This is a genomic window from Tolypothrix bouteillei VB521301, assembly GCF_000760695.4.
GTDB classification, from domain to species: domain Bacteria; phylum Cyanobacteriota; class Cyanobacteriia; order Cyanobacteriales; family Nostocaceae; genus Scytonema; species Scytonema bouteillei_A.
Map to the genome: position 1 here is coordinate 8,176,066 of NZ_JHEG04000001.1, position 17,234 is coordinate 8,193,299.

Sequence of the window (17,234 nt, forward strand, 5' to 3'; positions counted from 1 at the left end):
ACCTTCCTGAATGGAGAAGTTTTATTTAGAGATGAACTGTGAAGTATAAAGTATGAAAGAATTAACAATCTTTTATTCTTAATCCTTCAAACTTTATCCTTTATCCTTTCAAAAGGATTCGCCAAATTGGGCAGATCCCGCATTAATTCCTCAAATCCTTCCCATGTTAGAGATTGAGGACCGTCAGAAAGGGCTTTGCCTGGGTTGGGATGAACTTCAATCATCACCGAATCAACACCAGCTGCTACAGATGCCTTCGCCATTGTTGGCACAAACTCCGATTTACCAGTAGCATGGCTGGGATCGACCATGATGGGCAGGTGTGTGAGCGATCGCAAAACCGGAATTGCAGATATATCAAAAATATTGCGGGTGTATTGGCGATCGAAACTGCGGATACCGCGTTCGCACAGAATGACATTGGGATTACCAGCCGCCAAAATGTACTCGGCTGACATCAACCATTCTTCAATGGTAGCTGACAATCCGCGCTTCAAAAGAATTGGCTTGCCAGTAGCACCAATCTTCTTAAGAAGTGAGAAGTTTTGCATATTGCGAGCACCAACCTGCAACACATCTGCGACAAATGCAACTTTCTCTATATCAGTTGTATCCATCACTTCTGTAATGATTCCCAATCCAGTGGCTTCTCGTGCTTTATCTAAGAGTAATAATGCACTCTCTCCATGACCTTGGAAAGCATAAGGGGAGGTACGGGGTTTGTACGCCCCTCCTCGAAGAAATTTAGCTCCGGCAGCTTTCACTCTCCGGGCTGTTTCTACAATCATCTCCTCATTTTCTACAGAACAAGGTCCCGCTACAACAACCAAAGGATGGTTTTGACCAAAACTGACAGAGCCATTTGGGGTGGGTACAACCACGTCAGTCGGTTGATAAGAGTGAAATTCTAGAGAAGCTCGTTTGAAAGGCTTTTTTACCCGGACAACCTGCTCAATGCAGGGGCTCAAATTTTGAATTTGTACCGGGTCAATCTCCGCTGTTTCACCTATTAAACCAATCACCACTTTGTGCTGACCTATTGATTTTTCGGGAGTGATATTCCAACTGCGGATTTCTTTAATGATTCGTTCAATTTCTTCTGATGGGCTACCAGATTTCATGACGACGATCATAGATAAGAATCCTCCTTAAATAACAGCATCTTATGGTCTTCCGTGGTTCAGTTGTTACTATTTGTTTTTATCTCCTCACCCTTTTTCTTTGTCTTCTAAAGCTTACTGTAGTTAAAAAGCGCTTGCCAACAGTCTATCTTTTGAAAAGTAACAATTCTTTCGCTAATGTTTAATTTAAAACACAATCAATGATAATTGCGATTGTTCCGGAAATCATATAGATGTTTAGTATTGTGCATTAAGAATTTGATTTATAGGAATCCTAAATTACTCAAGAAAAATGGTAGCGTTGGCAAAGCCAATCACAGTTTCTTGGCGGGCTTTAGACATCCCTCCAGGTATTTCAAGAAAAAATAAGATTCCTCTATGTTATTAAAGTGGTTTAAATTGATAACATCTGGAAAGAAATCGGAAATATAATTTTTTTTAATAAAAGAATATTAAAAGATTAGAATAAAATTTTAAAACGAAGGCAGAAGTACGCTCGCTACTAGAGCAGAAGGCAATTAGGTGGGGATTTAAACCCGCACCTAATTGAAGACCGCGCCTCTTGGAGATTATGGCGCTTGATTTAAACCCGTTGCTCCCGAAGGTCGCGCAGAGGATCTACGGTATCAGGCAGAAGGGATTTATCACTTCTGCCCTCTGCCCTTCTTGTTAATTTTTGGCTTTAGGTTGAAATTTCTTTTGATTTTTTTAAGAATTTAAAATTTCTGCATATTTCAAATGCATGAGAGAAACGCATAAATTCGATCGGTAGGGGCGCAATACCGCCGCGCCCCCAGAACTAAGTGTATTTCGCACAAGAGCTAACCGTTTTGTCTCTCTTGCGTGTATTGGGCTTTGTACTGAGCAAGCTGTGTCCTTCTCCAAGCTTGGGGAGTTGTTCCATGATACTGGCGAAACTGGCGAAAGAAATGAACTGTGTGATAATACCCAACTTGGGCTGCGATTTCTTCGACTCTTTCATTAGTTTCCAACAGTAAGGAACGTGCTGCTGCCATTCGCCGCTCGATAATCCACCCTTGTACAGTTTGTCCTGTTTGCCGTCTCACAAGATTAGTGAGATAAGCCGGAGAATAACCTACAGCTCCTGCGACATCACTCAAAGTGATCTGTTGATTGTAGTTCGCCTCAATGAAGCGGAAGACCTCTCTCAATTCTGGCTCGGATGGCAGAATTGACTGGGGCTCGTCCGATTTCATGGCTTTATTGGGTGAGAAGTTTTGCTTTGCACAAAGGGCTCCTGTGTTCTTAGAACCAGAGTATAGAAAAGTGCCAGTAGATGTTTCGCCGGTTGGAGCAACTGCGTTCGTCAAAGACGTGCCGCAACTATCGCCTGTGGGCTTTTCTGTTACTGATGTGGGTACTGTTCCATATAACTTTTGCAGGAAGCTTTGCCTCTGCAGGCGAGTTGCGATCGCTTTGAGTAATTCGTCTAATGTACAAGGTTTTGTGATGTAATCATCTGCTCCCAATTCCATACCTTTGCGGATATCAGTGCGACTGACTTTAGCGGTGACAAAGATAAAAGGAATAATTGCTGTGGCTGGATCTTGGCGTAATGCCATTAAAACTCTAAAACCATCGAGTTTCGGCACTAAAACTTCGCTGATGATTAGATCGGGTAACTCTTGTTGTGCTCTTTGAACTGCGATCGCACCGTTTTCAGCACTAATCGCATGGAAACCTTCAGCTTTTAGGCATGAAAGAAAAAGTTTTCGGGTTTCTGCTTTATTTTCAATCACTAAAATCTTTTTCACCGTTTCCTTTGCCATCCAAATACGGGTTTATGGACAATTCACAGGTGTACAGTGACAAACCACTTGGTAGAGTGACAAGTTACCAAAAGAAAGGTAGAGGGCAGATGGCAGAGGGCAGAAGGTTGATATTGTAAGATTTCATACAAAAGCAAGTCTTCTGTGCTCTGCCAAAGGGTGTAGCGTCCCTGAATTGATTTAGGTCGAAAAATAATAGAGTGCAAACTTTATTAAATCCCTCACATTTATACATGGGGATTCCCTTCTGCCACGCCACTTGCTTTATGCCGGGAAACCCGTCCACCGCAGTGGCTCCTCTGCCGTCGTACTTCTGCCTTCTTACTTTATAATGTAGTGCTTTCCCAATATGAAAAATAAAGTCTAAAAGATGAAGAACTAAGCGTAAAAAAGTGCTATTGCCAGCACAAGTACCCGAACTTATTCTGGTAGCACGCAGAATATACAATCTAAGTTTTAAACCCATAGCAGTCGTCACAATAGGGAGACAGTCACAAAAACATTCTCGACTACAGCAACGCGCTACCGTAGAAACTTGTGTTATCTCCTGCAAAGGAGCTAAGCACGTAGGATATCCGAAGGACATGGGGCGAAGTTGGGATCGAGGAAAACCTTTCAGCCGACTTCTCCGTGCAAAGCGCTGCCTCCCGAATTCATTCATAGGGTTGACTTCATACTTCATACTTCAGACGTTATTTTTGAGGTCACTTAGGTTATGGTTGTGCAAAATACCAAGGCAACCCAAAAAAGATTGCCAAAATATTGGTTGTCATTTCACCGCAAATCTTTGCTCCGAGCAGATTATGCTCTTGCAGAACTTCCCAGGAAGGGGCAGACTCGTTGCGCGTCCGGTGTTCTCTTTGGTGCGCCGTGTAAAGCCTCTTCCAATCAACCCAGTCATGCGAAAAACGTTATGTCTGGGTTAAGAACTGTTTCGAGATGCACGTTTGCAAAGACGCAAATTATTGCGTCTCTACTTAGGCTTGCTCAACCTACCTAGTTTCGGTAACTCTGGGGCTGGCGAGCACCCTAAAGGCAGGAACACAAACATTTCCCCAAACACAGTCCCAGCAGGACTGGGGCTGGTTAGGTCGTGTGAACCCAGAACAGCCAATATGATAATTTGCAAGGGGTTTGCAGCCTAACAAGTAAATCCCTGACTGGTAGAACACTGTCAATCCGTACAGATACCTCCATAAATTTAAGATTTAGCTTTTGTATCTGTAGAGGACGGACTTATTTGTTACATCCATCAAACCAATCACTACTTTCCCTGGTTAAATAAGATTTCTGTTGCGGTAAGATTTGCCACACCAGAAGATTTGACGGAGCTGCTTAATTCCCTTCGAGAGGATACCAGATTTCGTAATAACACACAAGTAAGACGCTCCAGAATGTAGTGGTGTAAATAGTATTGGATTTGATTGATACTAACTTCACATCATATCATTCGTTACACCCATACAAAGTAACTAAAAAGCAAAAGTCAGGAGTTGCGGACTTTCTACTCCAAATATTTAACCAGTGCTAGTTCGTAAGTGTGACACACCAAAAGCTATACCCGTAAATAAATTTAACAAAGACTTTATATTAAGTTAAGTGAATGTAACGAGGACACACAGCAAGAAGCAGAGGAGATTTATTCATATTTCTTTGTAATTTTTGTAATACAGCCAGGACGCCCGTACCACAGAATCGCAGTTTGTTTCTAAAGCTTGAAAACTACTGTATTTTTTTACAGTTCTCATGATTGACATTTAAGCTTTTACTTAAATATAATGTTTATAGTTAAGTAAAAGCTTAACTATATTTAGAGTTTGCAATTGAGGCTAGCTATTTGAAGCTAGAACTTACGCATAGCTTCCCTTTTTAAGGGACAGTGCATGCACAAATCGAGTTTACCCCCTTAATCCCCTGAGGTATTCAGAAATAAAAAATTAAATTTCTCTTTACGATGGAGGGTCAGGGGTGAGGTAAAACTAACGCTCAATCCTCAGTGCGTTAACTATGGCAATCCTATTTGAGATCCGAACAAGGAGGACAAGGAAGAGGTGTTTGTCGCTCCTACACGGATTGCTATATTTCAGATTTATGTGTACACCGTAGTTTTTTTAAGGGGGTTTGGAGGAAACTGCAACACCTGAAAACCCCAAAATACCCTTAAGCCTACGGAAGTCAGTTCTTAAAGTGTCTCTACATCCGTCAGATAAGCTTTGGAGTAAAAAATATGAGTTCCACTAATTTCAACATTCCGATTGTGATTCAACCTTCAGACAAAGGGGAGAGAGCCTTTGACATTTATTCTCGTTTGCTAGCAGAGCGCATTGTTTTTTTAAAAAGCGAAGTGACTGATGAGATAGCTAATTTAATTGTTGCTCAATTGCTATTTCTTGATGCTGAAGATCCAGAGCGGGATGTATTCTTGTACATCAATAGCCCTGGGGGCTCGGTCACAGCAGGAATGGCAATTTACGATACTATGAATCAAATTCGTGCTGAAGTATGTACTGTCTGTGTTGGTTTTGCAGCTTCGATGGGTGCATTTTTGCTGTCTTCTGGAGCAAAAAGTAAAAGATATGCTTTACCCAATGCTCGGATTATGATTCATCAGCCTTCAGGGGGGGTTCAAGGTGCAGCGAGTGACATTGAGGTAGCGGCTAGGGAAATTTTGCACACCAAACAAACTATCAACAAGATATTGGCAGCCAATACCAACCAATCTTTAGAGAAGATTGAACGAGATTTAGAACGAGACTTTTTTATGAGTGCGGAAGAAGCAAAAATCTACGGATTAGTGGATAGCGTTATTTTGAAGACACCAACATCTGCTCTAGATTCCACTCATTCTGTAACCGATCGGTATTTACTCAACGGGCATTAGATATAGGAGTGAAAAGCAATGTAGAGACCTACCGTGGCATTTTTATCTGTATAAAAATGTTCCTTAGAAAACCCCTATAGTCTCTCCTTACTAATGGAGACAGCGTTGGCTCTTGACAAACAAATGATATTGGAGGTTTTGATGAAAATTTTAGTGATTGGCGGTACAAATTTTATTGGTCCCCATGTTGTTCGCCATTTGTGTCATTTGGGTCATGAGGTAACTGTATTTCATCGGGGAGAAACGATGGCTGAATTACCGACAAATGTACATCACATTCTTGGCGATCGCCATCACCTTCAAGAATTCAAAAGCCAGTTTGAGGAAATGGCACCTCACATTGTAGTGGATATGATTTTATTCACCGAACAACACGCTGTGGAACTCATGAACACTTTTAAAGGAATTGCCAAGCGTGTTGTTGCTATTAGCAGTATAGACGTATACCGCGCATACAGTGTTCTTTTAGGGAAGGAGTCTGAAGTCATTTCAGTACCACTGACAGAAACTTCTCCATTACGCCAACAACTTTATCCTTTTCGGGAAATGCCTGACAGACCCCTCAATACACCAATAGATTACGAAAAGATTTTAGTGGAACAAGTCGTCATGTCAGAACCCACTTTACCTGGAACAATCGTAAGACTGCCAATGGTTTACGGTCCTAAAGATCCCCGCCACCGTTTACATCCTTATCTTCAAAGAATAGATGATAACCGCCCTGTTATTGTGTTAGAAAAAAGCTTTGCCCTGTGGCGTGGTTCTTATGGATATGTCGAAAATGCGGCATACGCAATAGCTTTAGCAGCCTGTCACGAGCCAGCTGTAGGTCGCATTTATCACGTTGCGGACCGAGAAGCCTTGAGCGAAGCTGAACGCATAGACAGAGTGGGTCGATTGACAGGATGGCAAGGTCAGGTTTTAGTTGTACCCAAAGAAAAGCTTCCAACCGAATGGAAATTAACAGTTAACACAAAACAACATTGGTTAATAGACTCAACTCGTATTCGTGAGGAATTAGGATATCAGGAACTGGTATCTCCAGATGAAGCACTGTTGCAAACCATTCGCTGGGAGCAAGCCAATCCTCCACAAGACCCTCATCCGTTAGCGTTTCCTTCATTGCTTGATTACGCAACCGAAGATGCAATACGGTCACAAGTAAGCAGTTACAACTAACTAATTCTTGTTTGCCAGAATACTACAAGATCGCTGACTTCTTATAGCACAAAATGAGTTAATGGAGGTGATATCTCTCTCCTACCAAAAAATCCTGTTTTCCTCTCGTCCCCAAGCTCCACCTGGTAATGAAGTCTGCAAAGCTCTACCTCGCGTGGCAAATAGGTAAAGGAAACAGACCCTGGGACTCCTATTGGGTTTTTGAAATATAGCTAGGGTGGGAAATGTTAACTAAAAACCTTATTTGATTGGCATTTCCCACCCTACCGTATTTGGCAATTTTCATAAATCATTAATGATTCCTATATAAGAATAAAACAATCAAAAACAGTAGCTTGAAATACTATTCATCAAAACTTGAAACTTTTTAAACAATAACATTAAAATTAAATCATATCAATTTATACCATTATTTTTAAATAGCTTTTCTAAAGAGAAAAAATAAATATTCTCCGGAGTGCTAAACAAGTTATCGAATAAAAGAATGGAAGAGAGACACTTTTAACCTTACATAACAAAGTGGCTCATTTTTAACTAAATAAGTAAAAAATTATGCATAAAATTATTCATTGGTTTAGCGCATCCGCTATTCAGGCGTTTGCGTTTGTATCTATTGTTGCCATAGCACAAGAAATTCCCATTTCACCACAACAAAAAAACACACCAAAAATTTGTTCTTTTAATACTGTAGAAAATTTATTGCCTCCCATAGCAAGCCAACAAAGTAGTTCTCTATTTGCCTATCTTGGACAACAAGGTTTTGTACAAGACTCAGATGGTTCTTGGGTTTGTTATGTCAGTGATTCTAAAAAAGAATGGCGTTACTATACCTTATTTAAAGTACAACAAATAGGAGAAAAACTCATTGCAACTTCTTTTATAGAGAATGGTAACTGGATAGACGGACAAGAAACCCGAAGTTTAGACTTATTTATGACGTTAATTGAAAAACATATACGTACAACTGATGGAAATCGTCAAAGTATACGCAACTATCTAGCAACTTTTATTTCTTTAGTTAAGCAAGGTAAAGTTCCACCTTTACCGCGTGGTTATCTTTTTGACCAACCACATCGCGGATTTGTGTCCTATCATTCCCTAACGAGTGGTAAATTCCAAGGTACGGCAATTACAATAAATATCAATATTTTGAAATAGCTAATGGCTAATGGCTAATGGCTATTAGCTAATAGCCATTAGTTATTAGCCATTAGTATGTAAAACAAGCTGTAAATTACTTAACAGTTCGTCTAACGAAAAAGGTTTTGGTAAAACAGTTGTGACATTATCTTTTAAAAATTTTAGCATCTCATGGTTTGACCCAAGTCCGCTAAAACCAACTATCTTAATTGTTGGATTTATCTTTCTTAGAATACGGATCGTTGTTGGACCATCCATGGAAGGCATCATCATATCAATCAAGACAACATTGATTTCGCGTATATGTTGCGTGTATAGAGCGATCGCCTCCATCCCATCTCGAGCCACTAAGACTTTATAAGCATTTCTTTCTAACAAAGTTTTAGTCATTTCTCGAATTGAATCGTCATCATCAACTACAAGAATAAGTTCTCCATGTCCTAGTGGCAAATCGTCTTTATCTATTGTTAAGAGACTGTTGATTTCTAACGTTTGTTTGACTGGTAAATAAATCTGAAATTCTGCTCCTTTTCTTACCTCACTTGTCACACTCACAAATCCACCGTGGCTTTTCACAATACCCATCACTGTGGACAATCCAAGCCCCGTACCTTGACCAACTTCTTTTGTTGTGAAAAATGGTTCAAAAATTCTATCTATGATTTCTTTGGGAATGCCTATCCCCGTGTCAGATATAGAGATTGCAACATAAGGTCCTACTTTAGCATCAATATTTTTGCGCGTACATTGAACATCCACCCAAACGTTTTTTGCAGAAATCCGTAAAGTCCCACCTACTGGCATTGCATCGCGAGCATTGATACAGAGATTCATGATAACTTGGTGAAGTTGAGTTGCATCACCATAAATACTCCAGATATTTGGTTTTGGAATATCTAAAATGATATTGATCGATTTAGGAAATGATTGTTTGACAATCTGCTCAATTTCCAAAATTAAATGCCTAACCTGTAAAGTAGCAAATTGAATTTCACTCCCTTGTGAAAAGTACAATACCTGTTTGACTAAATCTGCTGCCCGTCTGACGTTGTTTTCCAATAAAGCACTCCATTGCCGACTTTGCTCATCGAGCATTTTAGTTTCTAACAGTTGAATTATCATCATCATTGGGGTTAGGGTATTGTTGAGATCGTGAGCGATCCCACTGGCTAGTGTTCCCAAACTTTCCATGCGTTGCGCTTGCAAAAATTGTGCTTCAAGTTGTTTCTTCTCTGTTATATTTGTGTTGACGGTCAAGATGGAATTAGGCTGTCCTTCCACATTATTTATCAATGTCCATCGACTAGCAACAATAATTGAGTGACCTGCTTTTGTAACTTGGTGTAACTCACCTTGCCAAGAGCCAACAACAGCTAAACTTTGTTGGATATTATCAAGTTGGGAAAGAGTTTCCGATCTATATAAAACTTCACGAGAGTCTCTGCCAATGGCTTCTTCAGACGTCCACCCATAAAGATGTTCGGCCCCCTTATTCCAGTAACGGATGAGGTTGCATGCATCCCGAACAAAAATTGCATCTGTAGTAATATCAAGTAATGCGGCTTGTTCTTGGATTTTTTTTTCTGCTTGCTGGCGATCGTGAATTTCTGTTTCCAAACGTGTATTTTGTTCTTTAAGTCTTTTAGTTAAATTTCTCAAGCTGAGATGAATTTTGACTCTTGCTAAAACTTCTTCATTTTCTAGTGGTTTGGTAATGTAATCGACAGCTCCAAGATTTAAACCCTTCACCTTGTCTGCTTTTTGTGATGATGCTGTCAGAAAAATGATAGGGATATCTTGAGTTGCTATATTGCTCTTCAAACGACAGCAAGTTTCAAAGCCATTCATAACTGGCATTACAACATCTAACAATATCAGATCTGGGTAAGCTGTTTCTGCTATCTGTATTGCACTTTCCCCATCATCAGCTACTAAAACTTGAAAACCAGCATCTGATAGTAAAGCCAGTAATATCTGTAAGTTGATAGGATTGTCATCAACAATAAGAATCGTGTTTTTTTCTTGATTGCTAAAATTCATTGTATCCTCTAAAAATTGATTTAAAAAATTGTTGGTCGATCTTGAAATTGATAATAATTCTATCTAGCAAGTAGCGATAGAAGTTGCAAAAATCGGAGAGGTCCCTATTGAGACCACTACTATGCCACCTATGGCAAATGCAGGCACTTGCTATTCAATTAATTTCTGTCAACTACCTCAGTTATGTATTCATTACGCAACTGAAAGTTAAAATACTTAACGTAAAGTAAATTTAATTGAAGTAATTGCTTACATATAAGTTTCATTTAAGTTACATTCTTTCATTGATATTTTATTCATGAAGGCATAGCTATGTCACTACACACCTGAAGGATACTTCCCCCTAGAGCTATCTCTCGTTTCTCGATCTCGGCGTCTCTAGCATTGGATCGAGAAGAAGAGCCTAACCTATCATTCGCTAACAGCACCCTTTAGACTGTACATTCGCTCATTTTTGAAGAGAGAGAGGAATTAATGCCTGACTGGGTAAGGAAAAAACCTTACAGAGGAGCTAATTGTGCTGATAGCATGTAATACGTAGGAAAAAATGGACGAGAGTAACGATGTAATACATGGAGGAATGAATTCGTTTATGAGGGTGTTATATGTGTATAAGAACAAAAAAGTCTTACACTGAACAATAAACTCGTACCCTAGACAATAAAGTCCTACACTAAAACCCTACGAAAAAAGGCACTGCTTCGCTGCCTTTGAGTGTAAAACCCTTTGTTTGTTAAAAGGAAATTCAGGTAAATCTAGGTGAGAACTTTATTGTCACTGGTGATTTCTGCCAGTAGTATCGCACTGAGTGGTGCTGATAGTGTGGCAACGTTATTATTGGTAGCAGTATTGTTACGTAATAATATGCCGCAGCAAGAAATTCTGATTGGAGACCTCATTAGTCGTTATGCCGCTGGCGAAAGAAACTTTAGTGAAGTCATTATAGAGACCCCTTTTCCCCAAACCTCCTCTTGGGAACTCGGACATTTCAGAGGTTTGGATTTGAGTGGCATTATTTTGCGTAACAGCAGTATAAGATGGATCGCGATTTACATGGACGGAGTAATTCTGCGCGGGGCTGATTTGACCGACGTTGATTTGGGTGAGTCCAACTTCGAGGGGGCTGATTTGAGTAATGCCATTTTGCGGGAAACCAAATACTTCCAATCGGCTTTTAATGGTGCTAATCTCAGTGGAGCCGATTTGACAGGAGCTGAGTTGGTTGACAGTGGGTTCATTGGGGTTAACCTCTGCGGAGCTAACTTTACCAATGCAAGAATCGATGATATTACGTTCGCTTGCAACAACTTGAACAAGGCTATTTTCAATGGAGCTAGGTTGAAAAATGTTCTGTTTGACGAAGCCAAGTTGGTGCGGACCGACTTCCGTGGAGCCGACTTCGGAAAGGACAAACGTGGAGCCTCTGGGGTAAGATTCCGAGATTGTTGTTTTGGGAAAACCCTCATGCCTGATGGCAGTGTGCGTGGTAGCTGAAGCAAATAAGCCTTCTTTAGAGAAATCTGACTCAGCCAAGAGTTACCAAAAAGGTGGTGGTGGAGCAATCGATTTGGTGATGTACGTCAACGGCTGTCAGTTCAATGAAGCAGTGGCATGGCTGCGCGATCGCTTCGCTTCGGGTCTAGAGGAATGCTTAAAGCACCTACTCACGACGCCAGGATGCAAGCCATTGAGATTGCCCAAACAGAACCAACATCACAGTGCATACCACCTGCTGTTGACTCAAGTCAGCGGTCCTTAGTACAGCAATACCTCATCCAACAAAAGGAACTGCCAGCAAACATGGTGCAAGCTCTCCACGGTCCGGGGTTGGTTTATGTTGAATTCAACCAAAATGCTGTATTCAGAATGCGATCGCTCACAGAAGAAACCACCGGAGCTTTCTTGCGCGGCACCAGGGGGGAGCATACTAAAATCTTATTCTTTGCTAGGAAAATCGATATTTATCAGAAGGGTACCGCAGTTGAGGTGAACGAGGTCGTCGAATTTGGTGATTTGGGCTTCTGCTAGCTGTCCGGTTTGGATTTGAATGGAATTATTCTGGTACGCGCTAATCTCGCTGGGGCTAAGTTGGTGGATGTTATGTTCATGGAACGCACTTATTCACAAGCTTTAGCTTGCGAAAGAGAAGTGTATGCGATCGGTTCAAAAAACTTTATATTTCTGTTTGCTCTCGGCATGGCGACCTTACCTAATGCTATAGTTCAAGTGCAATGGCTTTTCAATCCGAAATTTTAAATGCCAAACGAGTATAACTTCTTAAGTCATTGTTAAAACTGTGTTAATCCACACGGTACTTAGCAAACATTTAAAAACAACAGCAATATTCGGGTAAACAGACATGGCTAAAAGTATTTACGCACTGCTTGTCGGTATCGATAGATACGACCCTAACTCAGTTTCTCCAGTCCCTTCATTACAGGGGTGCGTTAATGATATTGCAGCAGCGCAAGAATATCTTGAAGAGCGCACAAAAGATGGTGAATGGCAATTGATAGAACCATTGATTTTGAAGAACGAACAAGCCACTCGCGAAGCAATTATTCAAGGCTTTAAGGATCATCTGTGCAAGGCTGACAGCAGTGATGTTGTGTTTTTCTACTATGCAGGTCATGGGGGTCAAGAAAAAGCACCAGAGGAATTTTGGGTTTTAGAACCAGACCGTTTGAATGAAAGTTTGATTTGCTATGATAGCCGTACAGCGAATGGGAAAGACCTTGCAGATAAAGAGTTATCTTACCTGATCTCTCTTGTGGCAAAGAAAGACCCTCATGTCTTGATTGTGCTTGATTGCTGTCACTCTGGTTCGGGAACGAGAGATTTAGCACCAGATGTGAAAGTTCGTCGCGCCTCTGTAGATAATCGAGAGCGAGATTTGAAGAGCTATCTGTTTTATGAAGACCAAAAAGCATTGGATGAGATATTAACGTCCTCTCGTAATTTGGACGAGCAGAAAAAGACGACTGGTGTTGTTTTACCACCAAGAGGTAAGCATATTATGTTTTCTGCTTGTAGGGATTATGAGTTGGCTAAAGAGTACAAAGGAGATCGAGGTGAACCAAGAGGCGTTTTTTCTTACTTTTTGATGCAAACACTCCAACGGACTAATGGTAAAATCACCTACCGAGACTTAGCCAGAAATATTAATGCGATCGTTAGTGGTAAAGTTAAGGAACAATCGCCGCAAGTTGACGCAACCAATCCCGAGGAGCTAGACCAGCCTTTCTTAGGCGGTGCAATTGGCGATCGCGATGTGTTTTTTGCCCTAACTTATAACAGAAATGAGAATGGTTGGCTTATTGATGGTGGTGGACTCCACGGTCTGAGAGTTTCTCAAGAGACAGAAACTCTACTCGCAATTTTTCCCTTAACAGCTAATTCCGAAGAGTTACGCAACCTTGATGCTGCTTTGGGCGAAGCAAAAGTCACTAAAGTATTTCCTCAACGAAGTAAAGTACAAATTACTAAGGGTGAAGAAAAGTTATCGGAAAAAGAAAGTTATAAGGCTGTAGCGATCGGCTTACCACTTCCGCCTTTAAAAGTTTACTTTAAGACTGATGAAAGTGATGCTGTCGGTATAGAACTAGCACGGAAAACATTACAAACATCTGGACTGAAAAATCAGCCTTCATTATATGTGCGTGAAGTCGAGCAAGCCGCAGATGCAAATTACTATTTAGCTGCCAATAAGAATCAGTATTGGATTTTACAACGTGAAGACTTAAGCCCTGCGATCGCTCCCATTCCAGAAGCTTCAAATGGAGAAAGTTACACATCCGAAATGGCGTCTGCACTCGTGACGCGTCTAGAGCATATCGCCCGTTGGAAGAATGTTTTAGATCTCTCCACTCCTGCAACGAGCCGAATTAAACCTGATGATGTAGAGATGTCTATTACAATTGTTTCCGGAAAGAAAGAGTCGCCATCAAGTTCAGAATTGCGCGTAGAGTATACCCATGACAGTAATAACAATGAGTGGCTTGGCCCAGTTCTTCAAGTCAGATTGACAAATCGTAGTTTTAAAACTCTCTACGCCAATGTCGTACTTCTCTCAGAAGATTACGCAATCAATGCTGACTTATTTGAGGAAAAAAGCAGTATCCGGTTAGCACCAAGCGATAGTGGAGGAAGTTCATCTGTAGAAAGTGAACTCACTTTCTATATACCAGAGGCATTTTTAGAACAGGGAATTACAGAGTATAAAGATATTTTCAAATTGATTGTCTGTACCACAGAATTTAATGCAAGTTTGCTGCAGCAAGATGGATTGAACCCTCCCCCAAGAAATCGTTCGACAGAACAGTATGGCGGAACATTGGATCGGTTGTTAGATGGAGTGCATACGCGTAATGCTGTGAGAGCGCAAGGGACTTATGATGATTGGATGACAAAAGAAATTACAGTCACTCTCATAAAACCGCAAGATGCCAAACCAATTAAATCTCATAGTAGTACTTCATTACAAGATGGTTTGGTTGAGGTACAACCCCATCCCAGTTTGCGTGCTAAGGTGAATTTGACTACAGTACCCCAAGCGAGTCGGGATTTGGGTAACCTAATTTTGCCTGCGATCCTGCGTCAAGAACCTCGAGTTACCCAATCTTTTGCATTTACTAGTAGTCGAGGAAGCGATCCGGGATTGAGTGCAATAGAGTTAAGCGATATTGAAGACTATACTGTTGTCAACAAAGATGCTCCTTTGACGATAGTGATTGATAAAGAAATAACAGAGAATGAATACCTCCTACCATTTGCTTACGATAGCGAGGATAAGTTTTTCTTACCTTTAGGACGGGGCATAAGAACGGAAAATGGCAAAACAGAAATTGTTTTGGAACGTTTGCCCAAACCAAGTACAACCAGTCGTAGTTTGCAAGGTTCTGTCAAAATTTTCTTGGAAAAAGTTGCCCATCAAAAGTTAGGAAGACCTTACAATTACCCCCTACTCAGTTCTGTAGCAAGCATTGACGATAAAGATAAGGTGACTTACGAAGCGAACAAGGAGACAATTAAAGGACAAGTTGCCCAAGCGCAAAAAATTGTTCTCTTCATTCATGGCATTCTTGGTAGTACACAACGCAGCCTCTCCTCCATTAACAAAGCTAAAGTTACAGTTAACGGGCAAGATCGGACTTTAAAAGAACACTATGACTTAGTGTTGGCTTTTGATTACGAAAATCTTCAAACCACTATTGAAGAAAATGCAAAACTTTTAGGACAGCGGTTGCAAGAAATTGGCTTGGGACCAAATCATGGTAAAGAATTACACATAGTAGCTCACTCTATGGGTGGTTTGATAGCTCGATGGTTTATTGAGCAAGAAGGTGGCAACCAAGTTGTACAACACTTAGTGATGTTAGGCACGCCAAATGCGGGTTCCCCCTGGCCTAGCATTCAAGATTGGGTATTTACAGCCCTTAGTTTTGGGTTGAATCAACTTTCAGCCGTTGTTTGGCCGACAAGAATTGTGGCTGTGTTACTTGAACTTTTAGAAAATAACGATCTTTCTTTGGAGCAAATGCATCCGGAATCTGAATTTTTCAAAGCGATCGCATTGTCTGAGGACCCCCACGTTCCTTACACAATTATTGCAGGTGACAGGTCATTGATATCGGGTATTTCAGAAGAGAAATCCGGTCAATTGCATCGATTAATGCAAAAGCTATTTGGTAAAGCAGTGGATAAAGCTATTGATTTAGCGTTCTTTCAGCAACCCAACGATCTTGCAGTCAGTTTGGCTAGTATTACAAGTGTAACGAGTGACAGAACACCCCCACCGAGAATATTAGAACCATATACTGCATGCGATCACGTAACTTACTTTACTGTGCCCTCAGGGTTAGCAGCTCTATCAGAAGCACTGTCTCCCAAGCACTAACCCGCACTCGGCGATCGGCAAACTTCGCATACCTCGATCCGGTGGCTCCGCCTGGGAATGCCTTACAGGGGGCTCCGCCTCCAGTGGAGCGCCCTGCAGAGCCTCGCCGACTGTGTTCCCTGGTAGAACCAGGGAACGAGAGTGGGTAGTGCGTTCACTTACCCAGCAAAATTAATGCGATGGACCGTTAGAGCGCCACTTGTATCGGCATTAGTTAAGTCAGAACCGTACAATATCACAATCTTTTATCAAGTCAGTTTTACTGCCGAGCATTTTCTCTCACAATTTCTACATCTAGTTCTAAAAATTCTGCAATTTGCTCAATGCTTAAGCCTAACCTCATGAGTTTGGGAATCGTCTCTAACTTTGTCACTAATACACCTTCCTCAAAACCTTCTTGCTTACCTTCTTGCTTACCTTCTTGCTTACCTTCTTGCTTACCTTCTTGCTTACCTTCCAGATAAACTCTACTTTTTTTTAAAGAATCTAAATTCAGCATCACTTCAAGTTCCTCCCGACTCAAGTTAGCAAACTTATCAATCACTACTGCTTTAATAAATTCTAAAACCTTTTCCTCTAAAGTGGCATCAGTAAGTTCTTGTTGAGCTTGACGGAGCAACTGTCTGGCAAGTTCTCCAGTTTTCTCCTGGCTTTTATTTTCGACTATTAAACGCATCACTCCCACAGCTAGAGATTGGTTGGGAGTTTTTGCCAGTTCATCCAAATAAAAACGATGTAAATTCGATAGGACAAAATTCAAGTATCTCGGAAAATTACCTTCATTACTTTTTGTGTCATAAATGACAACAGCATACCATTCGTCATTGGGAGGTTGATATTGAGTTAGATAAAGAACGATTTTGGCAACAAATTGATTGTAGAAATTATCATCTTTATAAGACTGAGCCTCAATAAAATAAATTGGTTCGTTCAGATAAATTTCAGAAGTTGAGAGCAACCCATCTAAACGAAATCCTCTCTGTTTAATTTCTGGAGCGCTGAATTTATAGATGCTTGTATCTTTACCTGATTGACCGATAAGTTCAAAAAACAATTCAGGTATCTCTTTAAAAATTTCATAGAAAAGTGGATCGGCAGTCATGTAGTTCTTAATAAGAAATTGTGGTTTTCTTAGTTTAAGATCATTTATTTTTATTTCTTAAAAAGTATTTTCTTATAGTAAAAAG

Annotated in this window: 12 protein-coding genes; 8 read left to right on the top strand and 4 right to left on the bottom strand. The window is 40.7% G+C overall.

The genetic code is table 11. From position 1 onward, the window contains the following. Window positions 1-86 precede the first annotated feature (86 nt). The gene (gene aroF / locus HC643_RS33445) at window positions 87-1,133 is read right to left on the bottom strand and encodes a 3-deoxy-7-phosphoheptulonate synthase (RefSeq protein ID WP_038073308.1); all 1,047 of its coding nucleotides are present in this window, start codon (window positions 1,131-1,133) and stop codon (window positions 87-89) included. Between the two features lie 809 nt (window positions 1,134-1,942). Next, complete coding sequence (locus HC643_RS33450) at window positions 1,943-2,911, bottom strand: response regulator transcription factor (RefSeq protein ID WP_038073306.1); 969 nt, start codon at window positions 2,909-2,911, stop codon at window positions 1,943-1,945. Window positions 2,912-5,138: 2,227 nt separating this feature from the next. Here HC643_RS33450 and clpP point away from each other — a divergent pair. The 3 genes from clpP to HC643_RS33465 all read left to right on the top strand — a co-directional run bounded on the left by clpP (window position 5,139) and on the right by HC643_RS33465 (window position 8,129). Beyond that, the gene (clpP, locus tag HC643_RS33455) at window positions 5,139-5,792 is read left to right on the top strand and encodes an ATP-dependent Clp endopeptidase proteolytic subunit ClpP (RefSeq protein WP_050046570.1); all 654 of its coding nucleotides are present in this window, start codon (window positions 5,139-5,141) and stop codon (window positions 5,790-5,792) included. Window positions 5,793-5,933: 141 nt separating this feature from the next. Next, window positions 5,934-6,971 (top strand): NAD-dependent epimerase/dehydratase family protein, encoded by a 1,038-nt coding sequence (locus tag HC643_RS33460; protein WP_038073561.1) that lies wholly within the window; start codon window positions 5,934-5,936, stop codon window positions 6,969-6,971. A 552-nt stretch (window positions 6,972-7,523) separates the two neighbouring features. Next, entirely contained in the window at window positions 7,524-8,129 is a 606-nt protein-coding gene (locus HC643_RS33465; RefSeq protein WP_038073299.1) for an aminotransferase class IV, read from the top strand. 45 nt (window positions 8,130-8,174) lie between these two features. Here the strand turns inward: HC643_RS33465 and HC643_RS33470 are convergent, their stop codons facing one another. Then, the gene (locus HC643_RS33470) at window positions 8,175-10,151 is read right to left on the bottom strand and encodes an ATP-binding response regulator (RefSeq protein ID WP_038073296.1); all 1,977 of its coding nucleotides are present in this window, start codon (window positions 10,149-10,151) and stop codon (window positions 8,175-8,177) included. A 759-nt stretch (window positions 10,152-10,910) separates the two neighbouring features. Between HC643_RS33470 and HC643_RS33475 the strand changes: the two genes are divergently transcribed. From HC643_RS33475 to HC643_RS33495, 5 genes are all read left to right on the top strand, one after another. Further along, window positions 10,911-11,645, top strand: coding sequence for a pentapeptide repeat-containing protein (locus HC643_RS33475; RefSeq protein ID WP_050046569.1), 735 nt, complete (start codon window positions 10,911-10,913; stop codon window positions 11,643-11,645). Further along, window positions 11,623-11,910 (top strand): hypothetical protein, encoded by a 288-nt coding sequence (locus HC643_RS33480; RefSeq protein ID WP_038073294.1) that lies wholly within the window; start codon window positions 11,623-11,625, stop codon window positions 11,908-11,910. Before HC643_RS33475 ends, HC643_RS33480 begins: the two co-directional genes overlap by 23 nt. Continuing rightward, window positions 11,829-12,179 carry a DUF3991 domain-containing protein gene (locus tag HC643_RS42455; protein ID WP_050046568.1) on the top strand — a complete coding sequence of 117 codons (351 nt, stop codon included), beginning with the start codon at window positions 11,829-11,831 and terminating at the stop codon, window positions 12,177-12,179. The genes HC643_RS33480 and HC643_RS42455 overlap by 82 nt, the downstream gene beginning before the upstream one ends. Window positions 12,180-12,188: 9 nt before the next feature. Next, on the top strand, window positions 12,189-12,407 hold the full coding sequence (locus HC643_RS33490; RefSeq protein ID WP_038073288.1) for a hypothetical protein: 219 nt from the start codon (window positions 12,189-12,191) through the stop codon (window positions 12,405-12,407). Window positions 12,408-12,510: 103 nt separating this feature from the next. Continuing rightward, window positions 12,511-16,047, top strand: a complete 3,537-nt coding sequence (locus HC643_RS33495) for a caspase family protein (protein WP_038073286.1) — start codon at window positions 12,511-12,513, stop codon at window positions 16,045-16,047. A gap of 259 nt (window positions 16,048-16,306) precedes the next feature. Here the strand turns inward: HC643_RS33495 and HC643_RS33500 are convergent, their stop codons facing one another. Further along, on the bottom strand, window positions 16,307-17,149 hold the full coding sequence (locus HC643_RS33500) for an Rpn family recombination-promoting nuclease/putative transposase (RefSeq protein ID WP_038073283.1): 843 nt from the start codon (window positions 17,147-17,149) through the stop codon (window positions 16,307-16,309). Window positions 17,150-17,234: the final 85 nt, after the last annotated feature.